At 44.5% G+C, this 20,733-nt stretch carries 21 protein-coding genes and 2 pseudogenes; 10 read left to right on the top strand and 13 right to left on the bottom strand.

What is annotated here, in order from left to right; genetic code table 11:
• Positions 1–132 precede the first annotated feature (132 nt).
• The 7 genes from TW84_RS02475 to norR all read right to left on the bottom strand — a co-directional run bounded on the left by TW84_RS02475 (position 133) and on the right by norR (position 7,966).
• Positions 133–1,056, bottom strand: coding sequence for a DMT family transporter (locus TW84_RS02475; protein ID WP_045974098.1), 924 nt, complete (start codon positions 1,054–1,056; stop codon positions 133–135).
• A gap of 199 nt (positions 1,057–1,255) precedes the next feature.
• Positions 1,256–2,590, bottom strand: coding sequence for an MATE family efflux transporter (locus TW84_RS02470; RefSeq protein ID WP_045974097.1), 1,335 nt, complete (start codon positions 2,588–2,590; stop codon positions 1,256–1,258).
• Positions 2,591–2,642: 52 nt separating this feature from the next.
• Positions 2,643–4,562 (bottom strand): monovalent cation:proton antiporter-2 (CPA2) family protein, encoded by a 1,920-nt coding sequence (locus TW84_RS02465; RefSeq protein WP_045974096.1) that lies wholly within the window; start codon positions 4,560–4,562, stop codon positions 2,643–2,645.
• Complete coding sequence (locus TW84_RS02460) at positions 4,559–5,179, bottom strand: NAD(P)H-dependent oxidoreductase (RefSeq protein ID WP_045974095.1); 621 nt, start codon at positions 5,177–5,179, stop codon at positions 4,559–4,561. Before TW84_RS02460 ends, TW84_RS02465 begins: the two co-directional genes overlap by 4 nt.
• Positions 5,180–5,273: 94 nt before the next feature.
• On the bottom strand, positions 5,274–5,894 hold the full coding sequence (locus TW84_RS02455; protein ID WP_045974094.1) for an HAD family hydrolase: 621 nt from the start codon (positions 5,892–5,894) through the stop codon (positions 5,274–5,276).
• A 20-nt stretch (positions 5,895–5,914) separates the two neighbouring features.
• Positions 5,915–6,274, bottom strand: a complete 360-nt coding sequence (locus tag TW84_RS02450; RefSeq protein WP_045974093.1) for a glutaredoxin family protein — start codon at positions 6,272–6,274, stop codon at positions 5,915–5,917.
• A gap of 102 nt (positions 6,275–6,376) precedes the next feature.
• Positions 6,377–7,966, bottom strand: a complete 1,590-nt coding sequence (gene norR, locus TW84_RS02445) for a nitric oxide reductase transcriptional regulator NorR (RefSeq protein WP_045974092.1) — start codon at positions 7,964–7,966, stop codon at positions 6,377–6,379.
• A gap of 244 nt (positions 7,967–8,210) precedes the next feature.
• Here norR and hmpA point away from each other — a divergent pair, with 244 nt between their 5' ends.
• Complete coding sequence (hmpA, locus tag TW84_RS02440; protein WP_045974091.1) at positions 8,211–9,383, top strand: NO-inducible flavohemoprotein; 1,173 nt, start codon at positions 8,211–8,213, stop codon at positions 9,381–9,383.
• A gap of 38 nt (positions 9,384–9,421) precedes the next feature.
• Here hmpA and TW84_RS02435 read toward each other — a convergent pair whose 3' ends face one another.
• From TW84_RS02435 to TW84_RS02425, 3 genes are all read right to left on the bottom strand, one after another.
• Positions 9,422–9,958, bottom strand: coding sequence for a hypothetical protein (locus TW84_RS02435; RefSeq protein ID WP_045974090.1), 537 nt, complete (start codon positions 9,956–9,958; stop codon positions 9,422–9,424).
• Entirely contained in the window at positions 9,951–10,490 is a 540-nt protein-coding gene (locus TW84_RS02430) for a YaeQ family protein (RefSeq protein WP_045974089.1), read from the bottom strand. The genes TW84_RS02435 and TW84_RS02430 overlap by 8 nt, the downstream gene beginning before the upstream one ends.
• A gap of 74 nt (positions 10,491–10,564) precedes the next feature.
• The gene (locus tag TW84_RS02425) at positions 10,565–10,774 is read right to left on the bottom strand and encodes a cold-shock protein (RefSeq protein WP_006960450.1); all 210 of its coding nucleotides are present in this window, start codon (positions 10,772–10,774) and stop codon (positions 10,565–10,567) included.
• A 379-nt stretch (positions 10,775–11,153) separates the two neighbouring features.
• On the opposite strand from TW84_RS02425, the pseudogene arfA reads away from it, so the two are divergent.
• Positions 11,154–11,436, top strand: a pseudogene (gene arfA, locus TW84_RS02420) (alternative ribosome rescue factor ArfA).
• On the opposite strand, the gene TW84_RS02415 reads toward arfA, so the two are convergent.
• Positions 11,412–12,575: a threonine/serine exporter family protein gene (locus TW84_RS02415; RefSeq protein ID WP_045974087.1), complete on the bottom strand. Its 1,164-nt coding sequence runs from the start codon at positions 12,573–12,575 to the stop codon at positions 11,412–11,414. The pseudogene arfA and the gene TW84_RS02415 sit on opposite strands and share 25 nt — an antisense overlap.
• 469 nt (positions 12,576–13,044) lie before the next feature.
• Between TW84_RS02415 and TW84_RS02410 the strand changes: the two genes are divergently transcribed.
• From TW84_RS02410 to TW84_RS02375, 8 genes are all read left to right on the top strand, one after another.
• The gene (locus TW84_RS02410; RefSeq protein WP_045974086.1) at positions 13,045–13,407 is read left to right on the top strand and encodes a hypothetical protein; all 363 of its coding nucleotides are present in this window, start codon (positions 13,045–13,047) and stop codon (positions 13,405–13,407) included.
• Positions 13,408–13,619: 212 nt separating this feature from the next.
• A complete protein-coding gene (locus TW84_RS02405; protein WP_045974085.1) occupies positions 13,620–14,786 on the top strand; it encodes a D-alanyl-D-alanine carboxypeptidase family protein in 1,167 nt (388 codons plus the stop codon).
• Positions 14,787–14,996: 210 nt separating this feature from the next.
• Positions 14,997–15,350, top strand: coding sequence for a helix-turn-helix domain-containing protein (locus TW84_RS02400; protein WP_045974084.1), 354 nt, complete (start codon positions 14,997–14,999; stop codon positions 15,348–15,350).
• Positions 15,351–15,422: 72 nt separating this feature from the next.
• Positions 15,423–15,638 carry a DUF3820 family protein gene (locus tag TW84_RS02395; RefSeq protein ID WP_045974132.1) on the top strand — a complete coding sequence of 72 codons (216 nt, stop codon included), beginning with the start codon at positions 15,423–15,425 and terminating at the stop codon, positions 15,636–15,638.
• A 28-nt stretch (positions 15,639–15,666) separates the two neighbouring features.
• Positions 15,667–15,912 carry a hypothetical protein gene (locus TW84_RS02390; RefSeq protein WP_045974083.1) on the top strand — a complete coding sequence of 82 codons (246 nt, stop codon included), beginning with the start codon at positions 15,667–15,669 and terminating at the stop codon, positions 15,910–15,912.
• A gap of 673 nt (positions 15,913–16,585) precedes the next feature.
• Entirely contained in the window at positions 16,586–17,341 is a 756-nt protein-coding gene (locus TW84_RS02385) for a CDP-alcohol phosphatidyltransferase family protein (protein WP_157633995.1), read from the top strand.
• Positions 17,334–18,266, top strand: coding sequence for a phosphatidate cytidylyltransferase (locus tag TW84_RS02380; RefSeq protein ID WP_045974082.1), 933 nt, complete (start codon positions 17,334–17,336; stop codon positions 18,264–18,266). Before TW84_RS02385 ends, TW84_RS02380 begins: the two co-directional genes overlap by 8 nt.
• A gap of 9 nt (positions 18,267–18,275) precedes the next feature.
• Positions 18,276–18,920, top strand: a complete 645-nt coding sequence (locus TW84_RS02375; protein WP_045974081.1) for a lysophospholipid acyltransferase family protein — start codon at positions 18,276–18,278, stop codon at positions 18,918–18,920.
• Positions 18,921–19,219: 299 nt separating this feature from the next.
• On the opposite strand, the gene TW84_RS02370 is transcribed toward TW84_RS02375, so the two are convergent.
• On the bottom strand, positions 19,220–20,203 hold the full coding sequence (locus tag TW84_RS02370; protein WP_045974080.1) for a PoNe immunity protein domain-containing protein: 984 nt from the start codon (positions 20,201–20,203) through the stop codon (positions 19,220–19,222).
• Positions 20,200–20,733 (bottom strand): annotated as a pseudogene (locus tag TW84_RS24515) (hypothetical protein); the annotation flags it as partial. The pseudogene TW84_RS24515 and the gene TW84_RS02370, both read right to left, overlap by 4 nt.

Here is a 20,733-nt window from a genome sequence, read left to right as displayed (position 1 = left end):
TAGAAAAATAGTAGGCTGAATCATACGATGTTCTTGGTAGTACGTCATCTATCTATCTTGTTGTACTTCATCAAAAAAACCGAAGAAACAGCCTGCTTCCTTTTACGGTATTGCGACGCTAGCGATGACGGGCTAGTGGGTTTTAGGTTTATTGAGCAGGTAAACCGAAAATACAACCAAAGTCATTCCCATAGCGTGCCAAACAGTAAATGCTTCCCCTAATACGAGTACTGCAGATATCGCAGTGATCGCAGGGCCAATATTACTGGTTAGGCTCAATTGAGTCGGTGTCAAGCGCGCCATCGCGGCCGCAATCAAATAGGAAGGAACAACCGTACAAAAAATACCTAATGTAACGCCGATGGTAATAAGCTCTGAGCTCCAACTGTAGATTTCTGCCTGACTTAATAGCAGGTGAATGACGATTGCGACTCCGGCACTTCCCATGCCAATGCTCGTGAACAGAGAGCTACCCATTTTTGAGATGAGCGGCTTACTCCACACAAGATAAAAGGCGAACACTAAGGCTGACATGATGGCGAGACCGCTGCCGAATAAAACAAAGCTGCCAAGGGTGTTAAAGTCATGGACAAAGATCAAAGAGATACCAATATAGCCAAGCAATGTGGTCACAATGACCCGACGGCTTGGGACCTGCCGATACAGAGCCCAACTAATGAGCACGACAAAAGTGGGGAACAAGAAAATCAGTAGTCGCTCTAATTGAGCAGAGATGAACTCCAATGAGGCGATATCCAGATAGCTTGCGATGTAGTAGCCCATGATACCGATAGCTGCGGCTTTAAGACCATGTTGCTTGGCCTTGGTACGATTGTCTGGTGTGCGACACAAATACACCAACATGGCCAGATAAAGAGGCAGAGAGCTGAATGCACGTAGTGCCATGATAGAAGTTGCGTCACCATCGTATTGGTAGGCGATCTTGATCAGTACAGGTTTAATGGAGAAGAGTAGACAACCCGCTAGAGCCAGCAATAGGCCAACTTGAGTGGCGCGAAAAGCAGGAGGTCGAATCGTCTGGGTGTTTTCGGTCATTATTCTCGTATCCTTTATTGAGAGTTGGGCTACGAGAAGAATTAGGCTGGCTACGTTTTCTCGTAGCCAGGCACAGGTTTACCTACCGGCTACAGGCAATGAGAAGGAGCCAAAGGTAAGTAAACGAAATTTGCATCAGAGATATTCCTTAGTGATGAAAAACCAGATTAACCAGCATAGTGAGGAAAGGCAATCAGTTTTATCGCTCAAGATTGGCTTCAATCTGCCTCAGTGCTTTTTGATACATGTGCCATGCACAGATACCAGCTAATAGGTTACCAACCATAGAGCCCCAAAATAGCCCTTCTATTCCGCCAAAATGTGCTCCCAGCCATAGACAAGGCAAGAAGAACGCGAATAGACGCAGCGCTGACATGGTTAAGGCTGTGTAGGATTTACCCAATGCATTGGCAATGGATACCATTAGCATGCAGATGCCTAGTGGTCCAAGGCTGACAGGGACAATCAATAAGTGCCAGATTAAAATCTCAGTGACTTGAGATTCACTGGTCATCAATGAAGCTAGCCAATCTGCTGATAGCCAGGTAATGGCAGCAATCAGGAGTTGAAGTCCAATCACAAACTGGCTGGCGATGACTACGAGTCGACGTATATCCGTGATGTTTCTCTCCCCTAGCAATCGACCGACCATTGGTGGCATTGACATTGTCAGAGCAAGCACTGAGACGATAGCAAAAAACTCGAACCTTGATCCCAACGCCCAAGCAGCGACTGCGGCAGTGCCAAACCCTGCAAGTAATTTGGTGGCTAACATCGAAGACAAAGGTGGTAGCAACTGGCTGATCATCGCTGGCCCCATGATATTACCAATCGACTTAACACTTTGCGCGATGTTGAGATCATGCCAGTCAAAGCTCATCCAATGTTTGCGTGTAACCTTAGGTGCAACGATCAGGATACCGATACCAAAGGCGATAATGGTTGCGATGGCAGCGCCGTTTAGCCCGAGATCGAGAGTAAAGATGAAAATGGGATCTAGGATCAGGTTAAGCACACTGGTGACCATCATCATTGTGCCTGGCAACATAGTATTACCATTGGCTCGACAAACACTGTAAAGGAAATAGAGTAGAGCACCTGTCCAAGCGCTGATCAGCCAGTAGATCCAGTAGCTGTCAATCACAGGAAACAGGGTTTCTGGAGCACTGAGTAACTGTAGGATAGGGACTCGAATAAGGTAAATAAACACAGAGATAACCGCAACGCCAATAGTTCCCATGGCAATCACCAAACCTCCAAGCTGGTGGGCAAAGCGTGTGTTGTTAGCCCCGATAGCCTTGGCGATTACGGCGGTTGTTGCGATACCTAATCCGACTTGAATGCCGATAATGATCATCTGTATTGGTAAGGTAAACCCCTGTGCTGCAAGCGGTAGTACGCCAAGCTGGCCGATGAAAGCACTGTCGACCAACTGAAAGCTCATCAAAGACAAGACACCAAATAGCATTGGCCATGTCATTTTGAACAGCTGTTGACCCAGTGATGGGGAGTTTTCAATGTTTGTAGCAGTCATATCATTCAATCATTCTGTAAAAGAAAAACCGAGGCAGTGCCCCGGTCTCAACTTATTCTTCCTTGAACTCTTCAGCATAACCTTTGGGTGGCGGTGTCCAGCCTCGCTCACCACCCTCATGTTTGTCTGAGCGATCGGTATTCATCGCCAGTTTTATTTGCTCTTCGAGGTGCATAAAGAGTTTTCGGTAGTTGTTATCAAATCGTTCGCCTTCAGAGTCATCTTCCCAAGCCTGATAAAGCATGTCGGATTTCTTGTCTTCAATTCGGCGATACGCAGTTCGTTGTTGCTCTACATGAAATGGGTGGTATCCAAGAGATTTCAAGGCCTGTGCTCCAAGTTCAAGCGCAGAATGGTAAGTTTCTGACTCGATAATGTCAGCGCCAGCCTGACGTAATAGGTAGCCATGGCCTCGATCGAAGGCACGAACCAACACTTTGACCTTTGGATACGTGTGTTTGACGTACTTGGTCAGCTCAACGCTGGTTTCAGGGTTATCAATGGCTATAACCAGCATAGAGGCTTCTTCAATACCAGCCGTGTGAAGTAGGTCAGGCCGAGTGGCATCACCAAAGTAAGCTTTGGTGTCGATACGTCGTACGACATCCACTTGAGCAGCCTGATGATCAAGCACCACAGTTTTGACCCCATTAGCAACAAGTAATCGATTTACAATTTGTCCAAAGCGGCCGATACCCGCAATGATGACGGTGCCTTTTTCTTCAATCTGATCGGCTTCACGGTCATTCGACTCAAGCTCAAATCTTGGCAAAATGACTTTATCGAACAGGATAAATAAACCCGGAGTCAGGAACATCGAAAGGGCGACCACCAGTGACAGAGTTTGAGCAATATCTTGTGGAATGACATGATTCTGCACCGTAAAACTAAGCAAGACGAAACCGAATTCGCCTGCTTGGGCCAAGCTGAGTGTAAACAGCCACTTGTTGCTGTTTTTAATACGGAATATCAACGCTAACACGTAAAGAATGGTCGCTTTGAGCAACATTACGCCCAGTGTTAAACCGATGATAAGTGCAAAGTCGTCGAACAGGATACCAAAATTGATGCCAGCCCCAACGGTGATGAAGAACAGGCCAAGCAATAAGCCCTTAAACGGATCGATGTTGGACTCAAGCTCGTGGCGAAATTCACTGTTTGCCAGAACAACGCCTGCAAGGAAAGTCCCTAGTGCTGGGGACAAACCAACTAAGCTCATCAGTGCCGCGATACCGACAACTAACATTAATGCCGTAGCGGTAAAAATTTCACGAAGCCCTGAACTGGCGACGAAACGAAATAGTGGACGACTTAAATAATGTCCTCCAACGACCAGACCAATAACAGAGCCAATAATCACCAAGGCATACGCCCAACCCGGTAAACCTGTGACTAAACTGAGCTCATCATGGTGATCGGCTGCACTGCTGACCGCCGCCTGAGCTTGTTCCACCAACTCGGGGAGTGCCAATAGTGGGATAAACGCCAGCATAGGAATAACGGCGATGTCTTGGAACAGCAATACCGAGAAGGCATTCTGCCCCCCCTCTGTTTTGTTGAGGCCCTTTTCATTAAAGGTCTGTAGTACGATAGCTGTTGAAGAAAGTGCGAAGATCAAACCAATTGCAAGGGCAATAGTCCATGGTTGGTCAAACAGTAAAGCGACACCCATGATGACCGCTGTTGTCCCACCGACTTGTAATCCTCCTAAGCCAAGCAAGCGATTTCTCATTGACCAGAGCATCTTTGGCTCTAACTCAAGGCCGACCAAAAACAGCATCATCACAACACCAAATTCAGCAAAATGCTGGATGGTGGTTGTTTCTTCTCCAACTAAACCTATGATCGGTCCAATGACGACGCCTGCAATTAAATAACCGAGTACAGAACCGAGCCCAAGTCGCTTTGCAATAGGAACAGCGATGACAGCGGCAACAAGATAGATAAATGCCTGTAGGAAATAACCGGTCATTGTAAACCTCCTACAATAATTTCATCCAAACAGTGGCAGAGTTTTTCGACTTTTGCAGCTTTGTCGTAATCGACTCTATCTTCAACCAATGCCGATAACAGTGCTTGCCAAGCCTCAACATGTGTTTTGATACGACCGTCTTCTTTCGCGGTACGTGCACCAAACAGAGCGAATGGAGCAAGGTATTCCATACCTGTCAGTGTCGCCATTTGTTCAAGAGGTTGGAGTAATTCACGTATGGTGAAGTGGTTGTATCCTTCTGTTTGGTACGCTTCTTCTTGACCACCCGCAGTGAGAGCACAAAGAAACTTTTTACCGTGTAATACAGTACCATCGTGGCCATAAGCAAAGCCGTACTCCAATACCAAGTCTTGCCACTCTTTTAAAATTGAAGGTGTTGAATACCAGTAAAGTGGGAATTGAAATACGATTACATCGTGGTCGATTAGGCGTTGTTGCTCACGATCGATATTGATGTTGTAGGTCGGGTATTCGTAATACAGATCAACCGCTGTAACTCCTTCGACTGCATGACAGGCTTTAAACAGTGGTTGGTTAACTTCAGAGCGTCGCTGAGAGGGGTGGGCATAGAGTACTAAAACTTTATTCTTTGACATTATCCAGTTCGCAGATCTTAGGTTTAGAACTTTATTGTTGCACACAGATCAACTTTTAACCATTGGTTACTTTCTGCTAAGTCATGAAATAGTTTCAGTTTTTTTGTTGATAAAAAGTTGAGAACAAGTCCAATAGATCGCTGAGATGATTCACGGTCAATGAAGCATGTTGAGTAAATGTACTCGGTTTACCATGAGTCACGAGACAAGACGGCATACACGCGTTACTTGCTGCTTGTAGGTCATAGACATAATCACCTACGTAGAGAATTTGTTGCGGATCCAATTGCCACTCTTTTGCGAGTGCTAGAAGTGAATCTGGAGCCGGTTTAGGTGGGAAATGTTCGCGACTGATGATACGAGAAATATTAAGCTGATTGTGGGCAACCTTGCGCTGAGAAGCTTGTTGACAGTTGCGAGTAATGATCGCGGTGTGAAGTTGCTGTTTGGCGATGAAGTCAAGTAACTCATGACAGCCGGGCATAGGCGAGGAATGATCTGCATCATCCAGCTCGTGTTGAAGGACTAACTGTTTGGCCCTTAGAGCAGATTGAGTGCACTCCAGCTCATCGATAAAAGTCAACAAGTCGACGTCCTTGGGACAGCCGACTTGTGTTCGTAACCATTGAAAGTCCAAGTCTGAGCTGACTAAAGTATTGTCCAGATCAAAGACGATCGCTTTAATCTCGGGAATTTCCAGCACAACAACATCCATGAACTTTTCCTTAGCGCAATTTAGGCGAACTCTTGCTCCAAGTAAGCCACAATATCAGAAGACTCGTACATCCATTCTACTTTGCCTTCTTTCTCGATTCTCAGACATGGCACTTTGATTTTGCCACCGCCAGCTTCGAGTTCAGAACGGTGTGCCTGATTTGTTTTAGCATCGCGCAGCTCAACATTGACTGACTGACGCTTCATAGCACGACGAACTTTGACGCAAAATGGGCACGCCTCAAACTGATAGAGGGCAAGAGACTGAGCTTTTTCATTGACCGCCTGCTGGTCTTCTTGCGTACGCTTCACGCCTTTTGGTGAGAAGACAAAGTTAAGCAATAGGATAACACGGCCAAGGAACCAACGGATGAACTTCATAATCTTCCTTTCAAAAACAACAAATTGAGCGACTTTAATGTGGGTTTTCTCCCACTTTTGTATCTCGAATAATGAGTGTTGGCATTGTAACCAAGTTCCCTGTTAATTAGTACTTATCTTGTGCTGCTTAGTGACAGTAATACCTAATCGTTTTGCCAACCTGGTTAGATTTGCTCGGTCGGTTTTTAGCTGTCTGGCCGCTTTAGCCCAGTTAAATTCTGCTTCGGTTAACGCAAGTGTAATGAGTTCTCGCTGAAAAGCTTCTGTCGACTCACGTAGCCCCTGAGTTCCATTTATCGCTTCAATCTGTTTTGCAGGGCTTGGTATCGCCACCGAGTTTTCGGTGGGCAGAGAATGGAGCTCACCGATATCGTCAATGGATACGGTGATCAATTTGCCATTGTTGCCCTTTGCTCGGGCTTTTAAAGCCGCGCGATTAATGACATGTTCCAGCTCTCGCACGTTACCCGGCCAGTTATAACGCGAAAGTACGAGTTGGGCATCTTTCCCGAGCTTTATTTGCACTATTCCCAGTTTACGACGAGCCTGCTCTAAAAAATAACCCGCTAGCAAAACGATATCGCCTTCACGTTGTCGGAGTGGCGGCACGCTGATCGGATAAACACTGAGGCGATGGTAGAGATCAGAACGGAAACGGCCTTCGCTGACTTCTTCTTTTAGGTCACGATTGGTCGCTGCAAGCACACGCACATCGATGGTCTCGACCTTATCCTGCCCAACTGGCTGGATTTCATTGTTCTGCAAGGCCCGTAGAATCTTACTTTGTGCCGCGAGTGGCAGTTCACCAATCTCATCGAGAAATAGGGTACCGCCATCGGCAAGGGCAAACTTGCCAAGGCGTGATTTATCTGCCCCGGTAAAGGCGCCTTTTACATGGCCAAACAATTCACTTTCGACCAAGCTTTCTGGGATAGCCGCGCAATTGACGTAGACCAGGGGCTGCTTACGACGATGAGATAAATGATGGAGGCTACGCGCTACAAGCTCTTTGCCTACCCCTGTTTCTCCGTTGATCAAAATGTTAAAGTTGGATGGAGCGACTACATCAATGTCCGATTTCAACGAGATCATTTTACTGCTGGTTCCAATGATCTCTCCTCCATCACGCTCCCATGCATCTTCATTGAGTTCTTCAAATCTTTGCTGTGTCTGCTTAGCTTGGTGTTCTAGTTGGTTAACGGTCATTGCCACTTTAAGCGTTGAAGCTAATATTGCGGACAGGGCGTCTAAACTGCGAGTAGGGATTTGGTCAAAAACGTTGGGTGTTAAGCTATCAAGCGTCAGGATGCCAAGTAGTTTGTCCGAGTATAGCAAAGGTAACCCCATACAGGCGTGCATCGGCAGGTCACCATCGTAATCGAGAAGGAGGTTGTCGAATGGATCAGGCAGTTCACAGTCAGCGTCGAAACGCACTGCGGCTTTTGATGCGCAGATCGCCTCGAATCTTGGGTGTTCCTCAACTTTAAAACGACGGCCTAGTGTGTCTCTTGTTAAACCTTGAATGGCAAGTGGAACCAAAGTGTCACCTTGCAGAGACAGTAAAGCGACGCTGTCACATTGGATGGCTTTACGAATCGCATCAAGCAACTTATTGAATCGGTCATGTTCGTTGTGACCCGTCGCGAGGCCAATGGTCATATCGATCAGTGTAGAAACTGAAATGTCTTGCATGGTAAGGCTAAGCTCCAGAGTGCGTCGGTTACTTATGTGCAAAATGCAGTGAAGTAAAAGTAACCAATACGAATGTGTGATTATTATATTTTAGAGTCATTTGGACATAATTCAACTGTGTCATAATGACATTATGTCAAAGGATAATACTATAAAATCCAAGTAATTAGGTAGTTTTTAAACTTGGCATCAATTGTGCTCATAGAAGGGAAAAGATAACCCCCCCACTGAGGAGAGAATCAAGATGCTCAACAATCAACATATCGAAGTCGTAAAAAGTACCATCCCTTTGTTAGAAAATGCTGGCCCGGCTTTAACACAGCATTTTTATCAACGAATGTTTTCGCACAACCCAGAGCTGAAAGATATCTTCAACATGACGCACCAGAAAACCGGTCGTCAAAGTGTTGCTCTGTTTGAAGCGGTAGCGGCTTACGCCAAGAATATTGAAAACCTTGAAGCACTGACATCAGCAGTTGAACGCATTGCACACAAACACACCAGCTTTAACATTCAAGCTGAACACTACCAGATTGTTGGCCATCACCTAATTGAAACCTTGCGCGAATTGGCTTCAGAGGCATTTACCAAAGAAGTGGAAGAGGCATGGACAGCGGCATATCTGTTCTTGGCAAAAGTGTTTATTGATCGTGAAGGCGAGCTGTATCTTCAGCGTAAGCAAGCCATTGGTGGCTGGGAAAACGCACGTCAGTTTGTGGTTAAACAGAAGCAACCTGAATCAGAATACGTTACCAGTTTTGTGCTTGAACCAAAGGATGGTGGTGATGTGTTGGATTACAACCCTGGCCAGTACGTTGGTGTTGAAGTTAAGCCGTCTGCAGGCGAGCACAATGAAATTCGTCAGTACTCTCTGTCTCAGAAACCTAATGGCAAAAACTACCGAATTTCTGTTAAACGTGAAGTTGGGGAATACAATGGATTGGTATCTAATTTCATGCATGACGAAGTAAATGAAGGCGATACAGTTCATTTATATGCACCAGCAGGTGATTTCTACTATCAAGATAAAGACGCGCCAGTGGTTCTGATTTCTGCCGGCGTTGGCGCGACACCAATCCAGTCGATGCTGCAAACATTGGCTGCGGCTAATAAAAAAGACGTCTCGTACCTTTACGCTTGTAATAACGCTGAACAACATACCTTCAAGAGTGAAACAGAACAGCTGATTTCACAGCGCGGTTGGCAGCAGTTTACATGGTACTTAAACGATCAGGCTCATTTCGAAGGACAGATGAACCTGTCTTTAGTGGAACGCGAGTTACCGTTAAGCAGTGCTGACTTTTATCTTTGTGGGCCGGTCGCGTTTATGGAAGTGGTGGTTAAGCAGTTAGAAGGATTGGGTGTGACAAGAGATCGAATTCACTACGAAGTGTTTGGACCTCATACCAATCTTTAAGATTGATAAAGGGCTTCCCATTGGGAAGCCCTTTTTAATCAACCGAAGGTGCGTTTGAACCAGCTCCAGATAGGATTGCTTCGTTGCGTTACTGGGGAGTTGTCGTTTCCTAAGTAGTAGCTCGCGAGATACTGTGTCCGGATGGCATTGACATCTAGACCAGAAAGGTCGTTTTGTAGATTAGCGGTTGTTGCAGCGTGGTCATTAGCCAGGCTGAAATCCATTTTCAGATAACCCTGAATATAGAGCCAGACATGTGTTACCAGAGTTAGCATTTGATAATCTTGATACTCGAATTGCTTGGCATTTTGCTCACCAAGGTTATCGTGTAATGCTTTCCACATGGCTTGAACCGCTTCTCGGTTGGTTTCAACGCGAGACAGGCACTCAATATGCGCTTTCGTCATGATGCCGAGTAAATGGGATTCGTCGGCGCTATTGGGTTTATTCTGTTTTACTTTGTCAAACAAGGCCGATTGTTGCTGCAAAAACTGCTGCCACAGTTTGGGATGTTCCTTTACGGCGTCCAGTGACTCTGCGCTAATAGCTGTGAATGCCTGTTCCAGATCAGTCATTAGATTGTAGAGTCTCGATCTGAACTTCAAATGAGCCTTTGTCACAGTCAATAAACAAACTGCTGCCAGTAATCATCACGGATAAATCCATTCCGCGTTCAACGACTTCGGACAAAGCATCGATGCCTTCTGCACTGAGTCGATATATATTGGCGTCATATTGGTGAGATTTGTTTTTGGTTTGTGCCCACCAAACGTCAGATTTGCTGGTAAAGGTGAAGATGTCGACCCTTTTAGCTAAGCGAGTGGCTTTCTTAATACGATCAAGGGAAGGTTCACCAATTTCAATCCAGTGTAGGATCGTATCATCAAGTGCTTTGATCCAGAGATCCGGTTCTTCAATCGAAGATAGGCCTTTAGTGAATGCAAGTTCTGGTTGATATTGAATACAGTAAGCCAGAATACGCGCCATCATTCGTGGAATGGTTTCTGATGGGTGCTGTGCGATAGTTAGTTGCGGAGAGTCGTAGACGTCACGGTTAGTGTCCGAGAGCGAAATTCGAAACTTATAGATAGTGGGTTTGAGTGCCATAGTCGTTTACTACACATAAAAAAATAGCCAGCTTGAAGCTGGCTATTATAAAACTTTATCTAGCTAGTTAAAAATTAAACTAGTTTGATGTTCTCAGCTTGTGGGCCTTTTTGACCTTGAGATACAGTGAACTCAACTTTTTGACCTTCAACTAGAGTACGGAAACCGTCGCCAGTGATTGCAGAGAAGTGAGCGAAAACGTCAGGGCCGTTTTCTTGTTGGATGAAACCGAAACCTTTAGTTTCGTTGAACCATTTAACTGTACCAGTAACAGTGTTAGACATAATGTATATCCTTGATAAATCTTGTAAAAGCCATGACGGCAACGATAGCGTGGAAAAGGAGATTGCTATTGCGCACGACGTTACGGAAGAAATACAAGAAATCCAACGAAACGGCGAAATAAAAACAAGAACCGTTTTCTAGCTGCCCTCTAGTCTAAAGCTAAGTGGCACTAAGTCAATAAAATTCATATGATAGTTTTCCGTTACTATGCTCTTTTCATCCGAAACTTGCGCTATGTATAGTTTCGGAAATATTACTGTATGGGCTGTAGATAGTGTAACATTCGTTTGTTTAGTGATTTATTCTACCAAATATGGCCTTGATGAGTAATTTATCATCGAATGGTAGTCGTTTGTAAAATCAAAGCAGGACAAAATTATGGGCAAGAGTGCCAGAAAAAAAAAGAATGATGTCGCTTCTCTTCGAGCGAATTTAGACGTCGGGCGAGGTGAAGTACAAGATAATGCGCTAAAAGCGGTTGTCACCAGTCAACTATTTAAAACACGTGTCGAAAAGGCAGGAAAAGGAAAGGGAAGCTTTACACGCAAGCTAAAACATAAGGGCAAAGAGCCCTATTCAAAAGCTGCTTAAACAGCTGCTTTCGAATAGGGCTCTATTTATCGCTACGGGTTGTAACTATCGTTCGATTCGCGGAGAGTAGATAGAATAAGCCGTTACCTGACCAGCGACGATCGCTGAAAACATAAACAGTGCTGAAAGACCAATACTGGGAATAGGTAAAATGGATTGCTCAAACACAGATTGCCCAGCACTGACCAAAACTCGACTACCTGGTACCAAGATGATGATGCCCTGGACAATATAGATAGACCCTGTGAGTTCCATCTTCTTCGCTACCCAAGTGCCGTAGAGCGTGATCAGTACGGTGGTAATCCAAGTCCCCACGACCCAACCACTTTCGAAACCTAGGTAAAACGGTCCCCACATGCCAAGTACAGCAACTGGCAAACCAAGCAGAATGTCTGTTGGTCTGGCATTAAAAATGATGCCAAGGGAGGCTGAAATGAGAAATAGGCCTGAGATATGGAGCCAAGTCGGTATCTCATTGACGTAAGAAGTGATATCCGGCTGCCCCCAAATGGCTTCTCCGATGTTCAAACCCATCATAATGCCGACAAACAATTTGATTAGGGTGAGAAAGCTCTGACCTAGCAGGCTTGTTCCAGATACCAAATCGTTAAATGCCAGACATTCGAGTGAGTTAGCGATGGATAAACCAGGGACAAATAGGACGATAGCGGCGATACACAACGCCCATACGGGAAGATCGACACTGGTACTTGCGAAAAAGGCGACGAGAACACCAGTCACCAAGGCAGCCACAAACTCCACCGCAATGGAGCGTCTAGCTTTGCAGACTTGTTGTGCACCCCAAGCGAGAAAACCGAGAAAGATGGATATATACACCGCCTCTAACGTACTGCCTACTAGCATCAGATATGCTGGAGGAATGCCCATGTTCGCAAGTGCGATCACCCATTTGGGGTAGCCGACAGGTTCCGGAACGGGCTCCTTACTCGGTTGGTTAATTCTAATGATGGTATTAGCCAGTAAACTGAGATTAATCGAAGCAGGTTGATGGCGTTTCATCACCACAGCATTGTTATCGTCGGGAAACTGATAATTAACCGTGGTTGGCGTTGCTTGAATCATGACATCGACGCCATGTTTACGAGCATAAAATTGAGTGTATTTTTCTAATTTGTAGGGAGCGCAGCCACTACGATGTAAGGTATCACCGATCTCGACGATCTTTTTGATTCTGTACTCTGAAGGCATGGTATGTAGTACGAAATATCGAATGCGCGCAAAGGTACCAGAGCGATATGTTCTATTCGAGTGTCAATCTATTGAACAGTGGCTAGAGTCACACTCTTTCTGATATTTCACAAAGTAACAGAACCAAAAGCGAGAACTTAGATTTCAAGCGGCTATTTGACTCGCTAATCGATGAGCGAAAACGCACCAGATCACAAAATTGGCAATAACTATAGATGTAAATATTGTTACTAAAATGTAACCTTATATTTCTCTTTTTGCTGTTTTAGTGTCTTAAAAGCTTGAACTGTCTGGAACCTTACCTATTGTTTTGTTAACCGTTATTTTACATGTGGAGTGGGGGTATATGGTGGACAAAAAATGTATCAATTTAGGGGTTGAATTTAGTGTTAAAACGGCGAAAATATATGCAAAATGAGTTTGCAAGAATGAAAGGAAGCTTTTTCCCATTTAAAAAGCGAGGTTAAAGATGAAACTATTTCTGGTAATAATGGCATCGATTTCAGCAGGTATACTATCCGCTGATCACCTTCACTCTTTCATGTTGGGGCTTTCTATCTCTGCGTTGGCTGTGGGTAGTTGTTACTGGTTTGCGTTCAGAACCACACGTTTCCCTCAGCTTGCATTGCTATTACTTATCTGCGGTATGCTCTCTAAGTTAACCATTACGGTGATCGGTGTGAGTTGGAGTATGTCGGAAGAGTTGATTACGTCTCCATTGGTATTCGCATTGTCCTACCTCTTCTTCTCTTTAATCGTGACTTATTTGTGGTTCAGCTACCGAGACAGCATTACCCCTAAGCCCAATAAGGTCCAAGAAGCTCAGACATAATCGTTGAAATAAACTAGACGGGTAAAGCCAGTGTTGTGAACACTGGCTTTTTTGTATTAATCTAACCGTATGTGGAGTCACACTCTCATAATTTCATAAAACTTTTCAATAAGCGTAACGATTGATTACAAAGCGAATAAATTTCATTGATGTTTGTTTATACTCAAATTCATCATAAATACTCCGATTGTGACTAGAGTTGGTAACGTCCCATGAAAAAAACGTTTCTTCTAAAAGCAGTACTTTTCTCCTCTATCGCTGCGACATGCAATGCCAATGCGGCGCCTACAATTATCCCTGATCCTCCGACATTAGGGGCTAAGGGGTATGTATTGATTGACTACAACACTGGAAAGGTGTTGGTTGAAAAGAATGCGAATACTAGGTTAAACCCAGCGAGTTTGACCAAACTGATGACCGCTTATGTTGCGGGGCAGGAAGTGAAAGCCGGTAATATCACCTTGGATGATCAAGTTGTGATCAGCAAAAATGCTTGGGCAAAGAACTTTCCAGATTCGTCGAAGATGTTTATTGAAGTGGGTACCACTGTACCTATGATGGATCTATATCGCGGCCTAATTGTTCAGTCAGGCAACGATGCGAGTGTGGCGATAGCAGAATACGTCGCTGGCAGTGAAGGGGCTTTCGTCAATTTGATGAACTCTTGGGCTGAAAAACTGGGTTTGGAGAATACCGCGTACACCAATCCACACGGCTTAGACAGTCGTGGCCTTTATTCTACCCCTCTTGATATCGCGAAGCTGGGCCAGGCCATCATTCGTGATCTACCCGATATCTACCCTCTTTATAGTGAGACTTCGTACACGTACAACGGCATTACACAATATAACCGAAATGGTCTTTTACGGGATCGCAGTATGAATGTCGATGGTATGAAAACGGGCTATACCAGTGGTGCTGGCTACAGTTTAACCACATCGGCAACCAACGGTGATATGCGTTTGATAGCCGTCGTGATGGGGGCAAGCAGCAGCAAAAGCCGTGAATCGGAAAGTAAGCAGCTACTAAGTTATGGTTTTCGCTTCTTTGAAACAGTTGCACCTACAAAAGCTGGTGAGACGGTAACCGAAGCAAAAATCTGGATGGGTGAACAAGATCAGCTGAGCGTAGGTGTTGAAGAAGATATTTACATGACCTTACCAAAAGGCAATGCAGCAAAGCTCACGGCTGAAGTCGAGTTTGATCGTGAATTGGTCGCCCCGATTCGTCAAGGGGAGAAAGTTGGGACCATCATTTACAGTGTTGATGGAGATGAGGTTGCCACGACTGACCTCATTGCTCAGACAGATGTGGAAGAAGGTAGCCTGTTTAAACAATTGGTCGACTGGTTTAAACGATTGATCTCGAGCTGGTTTTAGTTGACTGAAAAAGCGGATGCGTAAAGCGCCGCTTTTTTTCTTAGTGTTGAAGGCATGATTTAAGCACATTGCTATTTTTTATCAGACGAAGTGATGTCTAGACAGGCAGTGAACAAACCAAACTTTTAACTAACGTTAACTCCTCGCTGACATCTTAGTGAATGATAACGCTCAGAATTCATCATACTAAGCGATACAAGGATTCACTCAATGGAATTTACCGAGAAGGATAGAGAGGCACTATACAATACATGGATGTCTCAGAAGTCCAAAATGCGTCTTACGCAAATGGAATTTGCTAAAAAATTAGGGATGAACCAGCTGAGCTTTTCGCAGCTCTTGCGTGGGGACGAGCCTTTGACCATGTCCTTCATTAATCAATTCTGCCGACTACTCCATCTCGATGCTAAACTGGTTTTTCCCTCTCTCAAGGAAACCAGTGAAACCGGTCCTAAGATCGTTTATCTTCAAAGCCGTATGAGTGTTGATGGTGAGATTCAAAACGCTTACATAGAAGGCAACCAAATTGTGGTTGAGTACGCGCATACTCTGAATCAAATATAAGGTGAGTTCTTCTGTTTGGTCGTCGATTTCGATGGTACTCTAGTCTCCCTGTTGTTTCTGAATAGCAAGACCATGTTAGAAAAAGAAAACCTGTTGAAATTAGCACGCGTACAGATGCCATTTGGCAAATATGCTGGACGCGTTTTGATTGATCTTCCTGAAGAATATTTGTTGTGGTTTGACAAGAAGGGCTTTCCCAATGGCGAGCTGGGCGATCTCCTCAAGCTATGCCTTGCGCTAAAAATTGAAGGATTAGACAGCGTTGTTAAGCCGTTGAAACGCATGTAACCCGAAGAACTTAAATAAAAGACTTACTATGAACTTTGATATTGAAACCTTGAGACATCACCAATTGGTTGAAGATGGTCAATTGGAGGGGTGCTACATCCATCAGCCAGCCCAAGGTAGCCAGCAAGATGACCACGCCGTCTTGGAAGAACGACAAGCGTTAGAAGAGATGGGGTTTAAGGTGGTGCAGGTTCAGGCCAAAGGCAGAACAACAACCTTTGCAGAGGCGATGCAAACACTAATGATGAAGAAGGGTTATCAGCCCAATTCCTAAGGGTAACCCGCTTGGTATCTTTACCCTATCCCGAAATAAATCCTGTTTCTAATATAAAGAGTCAGAGCGTTAGCTGACTCTTTGTGCTTCTATCACACAGTGGCTTGAACAAACATCGGTACACGATTCGCTTTGTATTCTGCAAGAGTAAAAACTAATAGCTACCAAGTATTATCTTGTACTCTTGTTTTCTTACAATGCTATTTGAAATATTGAGTCGTCGAAGATATTTCTCTCGGTTGCTTCACGTCAATTTCATTGATTTGCCCAAACCGATTTGATGCGCTTCACTCCACTTATTCACCTTACGGTTTTAATGATTATATTGTTATTTATTTTTATCCTAGATGATATATCAGTAAAGCGCTTGTCAGTCAGTGAATCTAGCTCCCATTACACAGGGTATTGGTTAGGTGGTTGAACTTCTTTTTGCTAAATAAAAATAGCCTTTACGATTTAATGGTATCGAGCTCACTAAATAAAATATTATTTGGGCTTAATTATGATTAACGCAACAGGCATAATTAGGACGCCTGTGAACAGGATGTTATGGTTTTTGGGACAGCGACCGAATTCAAACTCATCCGCCAATTATCGTCAATTGAATATCCACGAGGCCTCAACGAACCAGAGTTTTGATATCGGAACAGTACTTTTTCAGGAGATGCCCCACATGCCAACCCAGCATGAGCCTAATCGTCGCCCTCTAGCGGTGCGTGAAATATCAGTGGCCAAACGTATTGCCGTTTGGTTAAGTCAGAAAAACATCACCCCTAACCAAATTTCACTAATGAGTATGGCCTTTGCTGCAGTTGGTCTTATTTTCGCGATTGGCTACCACCTATGGCCAATGGCAATTTGGTTGGTGCTGTTTGCTCTGATGATTCAAATGAGGTTGTTATGTAACCTTTTTGACGGCATGGTCGCTGTAGAAGGCGGTAAGAAAACGCCTGCTGGGGAATTGTTTAACGATGTGCCCGATCGCATCGCCGATCCTCTATTGATCATCGCTGCTGGCCTGGTGGCTAACTCTGCGTTTGCTATGCCACTTGCTTGGGTAGCGGCACTGCTTGCGGTACTTTCCGCTTATATTCGCGTATTAGGCGTGAGTATGGATTGCCCTGCGGATTTTCGTGGACCAATGGCAAAACAGCATCGTATGGCACTGCTGACAGTCACCTTGTTACTGATGGCATTTAATCAATGGTTTGGCTTCCTACCAATCTTTATTAGTGCCTACTTAATGGATATCGCGCTGCTGGTTATGGTGCTTGGCTGTGCATTGACCTGTTGGCGTCGTTTGGTGTTCATTTTTAATACCAAAGCGCAACTGAGCCCCCTTTCTGCGACGGAACAAGGTTGTCAACAAGACGAATCGCCAACCAAAGAATCAGACCAAAAGCCAATAGGGGAGATTGATCATGATTAATATCCCAATGCATTCGCTACATATGATGGCGGCGATCACACTTGTGCTGGTGATTGGTACGCTGGTTTATCTGTATTTATCACGCCGTAACCCAAGCAAAGATTATCACGAACTCAAACTGCGTATTCGCTCTTGGTGGTGGATGATAGGGATTGTGTTCGTTGTACTCTACCTGCCGACCCAATACACGCTGATCTTTGTTGCTTTCTTGAGTTTTATGGCGCTGAAAGAGTTCCTTTCAATAGTGCCTACCCGCATGGCCGATCGACGAGTGATTTTCTGGGCATACCTCTCTATCCCATTTCAATACTATTGGTTGTCGATCGGTTGGTATGGCATGTTTATCATCTTTATTCCGGTCTACATGTTCTTATACCTGCCAATGGTGGCGGTATTGATTGGTGATACCAAAGGTTTCATTCGCTCAGCTGGTATCATTCATTGGGCGCTGATGCTAACGGTGTTTTGTGTTAGCCACATGGCCTATCTCTTAGTACTGCCTAGTAAGAACCCAGAGGCGGGCTCCATGGGTATGCTACTGTTCTTGTTAGTCTTTACCCAGTTTAATGATGTGTGCCAATACGTGTGGGGCAAGAGCTTTGGTAAACATAAAATTGTACCGAAAGTCAGTCCAAATAAAACGTGGGAAGGCTTTATCGGTGGTGCAGCAACCATCATCATCACCAGCTATTTTGTTGCACCTTATCTGACACCGCTAACTTCCGTGCAGGGTTTAGTCGCTGGTATGATCATCACCTTCAGCGGCTTTATTGGTGATTTGGTCATTTCATCAGTCAAACGCGACTTACAAATTAAAGATACCAGCCAGTTTATTCCTGGGCATGGTGGTATTCTGGATCGTATTGACAGCCTGATGTTTACGGCGCCTTTGTTTTTCCATTTCATTTACTATCTCTACTACTAGGAGGACGCGATGAGAATGTTCAAAGTTCTGTTCGTCCTGCTATTCGTGAAACCATTGGTGTTTGTTGGCTTAGGGTTAAACCTTATCAATAGGCAAAACTTGCCGCTGAAGGGCCCAGTGGTGGTCGCAGCGAATCACAACAGCCATCTAGATACCTTGGTGTTGCTGGCGCTTTTTCCCATCAGTATGGTACACAGAGTGCGCCCGGTAGCGGCGGCGGACTACTTCCTTAAAAACAAAGTTTCGGCATGGCTGTCACTCAATGTGTTAGGCATTATTCCCATTCATCGTTCTCCGAGTAGCAGTGATCGTCACGCGGTTTTTGATGAGTGTCATAAGGCACTCAACCAGGGCGATATTTTGATCATATTCCCTGAAGGCAGTCGCGGTGCACCGGAAACCATGAGCGGTTTAAAGAAAGGCATTTATCATTTGATTAATCAACATCAAGCTTGCCCTGTTGTTCCGGTTGTGATGCGAGGGTTAGGGCGCGCGCTACCGAAAGGCACCGCGATGTTTGTCCCCTTTAATTGTGATGTGGTATTGGGTACACCGATTGCGACGTTTGACAGTGCGGATGATTTTCTCGTGACCATGCAAACCGAATATCAGCAATTGGCACAAGCGTGTATCGTCACTAACTACGAAGAGTAAATACACTTTATTGCCTCACTAACGTGGATAAACGGTGAGGTATTATGCTTTCTGCAAGACCCACAAAATGTGCCGTAGGCTTTGACCTTGGCATCTTTGGGTTTTGCCCCTTGGATTGAGATATAGCTATCTTCAGGAGATGAACCAAACGGTGGCTTGGTGCTCTCATATCACTCAAAGGCTGGGTAAACCACATAAAAAAGCGCGGCCCAGAGCGCTATCAATATAGCGCCAATTTTTAAAACCTTAGCCATCAATTTGTCCTTCTAAATCAATCTAGTAAGGCTTGGCGCGTGTTATTAAGATGTTTGTAACACCCAGAAATAAGCGGTGTCATTATCATCTTGTATCGGCCCGGGCATTGTTTCCCCTTGTTTGAGAGAGATAACGTCCGAAGTCAGGTTAGATTGCCATAACCCACTGATTGGGCAGGGTGTTTCAGGAAAAGCAATGTAAATGGGTGGTAGCTTATCTTTCGATAGACTTTCATCAAAGCCCTGTTTGCGTGCTTCTGCTACCCAATCTTTAGGGTAATAAGGCAAATGGCTGTAACTACTATCGTCTAAATCAAATAGCAAGGTCACCATGGCAGCTTCCAGTGACCAGTAACCAAAGAAATTAGCGACAGGTCTTTTGTGTCTGCCATACCAATAGCAATCTTTCATGCCTTTATACCAACCACGAAGGTAAGCTTTTACACTTTCTTCACGCTCTTTTTTGCTCGGTTCGAGCGGCCCTGTTTTTATCGCGTTGTACAAATGCTGATAGCTGTCGGGAAAGACCAATGCTTCTTCTGTGTTGTCTGGAATACCACGTACATTAAACAAGCGGAACAACTGCGCCATACAGGCCTCGCCACTTACTTCCGGTGATGTGCCATATAGGCGAGTAATAGTGGATAGGTACTCTGTTTTTCCCGCTAGCGCTACAAAGCTTAAGCACCATAGCAAGAATTGAAAGGAATCGGGTTCCCAGAAAAGGAAATTTTCATCATGGAAATCGGATTTATGTCTTCGTAATTCTCTCAGAGCAATGTCAGATAAAATGTTCACCTCGTCAAGCTTATTACCTGCTGAATAATTTAAAAGCGCTCTTTGGAACCGAGAACTCACCATAGACCAACTTATACGAACTCTGTGAGTTAACTCTTTATTATTATCTTTTAAAAGATCATACCTATACGAATCGTCTTCACAAAAAAAATCGTTCAATTCTTCATATTCAGCATACACTAATAACGGTTCTCTACGTATTTTTTCGAAATCTGCAACTTTCAACTTCATAGCTCTACAATACCTATAGCTTTTGCATTCTTATCCAATTGGCTCACGTTTACCACACTGCCCGATGAATCAACAATCATTAACCATCTTTGATAGCCCTCATCTTCAATATCTCTTCGAATTTTGGGAGGTACTTCATCGTCAAGTCTATCTAAAATCCACCTATCACTCATTTGTTTGGCAGACTCATAACCTTTGCTGCCTTTCGTTGTAGTCAACATGGTATCTCGTGCGATACCATCGCGATCAATGTATTTTCCAGTTTCAGTCCGGTACTTGGCTTCAGTAACAACATAAGGCGGTGGCGGATTGGAATTTTGATAAACCCCGTCAATACCTCGCCCACGAGGTTTGTCTGTCATCTTCCTAACTTGCCGGTCTTCAGGTAACAAGTTAATAAAGCCTCGCGTTTTCATATGGTGATCGCTAATAATCTCACCATATATCCCTTTTTGGGTGTTTTTCATCGAACGAATAATATGGGGATCAATCTGAGCAACGCTATCATCGAGTCTATGGATGGATTTAGT

This window comes from Vibrio neptunius (assembly GCF_000967495.1).
Taxonomy (GTDB): domain Bacteria; phylum Pseudomonadota; class Gammaproteobacteria; order Enterobacterales; family Vibrionaceae; genus Vibrio; species Vibrio neptunius.
This window is presented reverse-complemented; position numbering and strand designations above follow the sequence as displayed.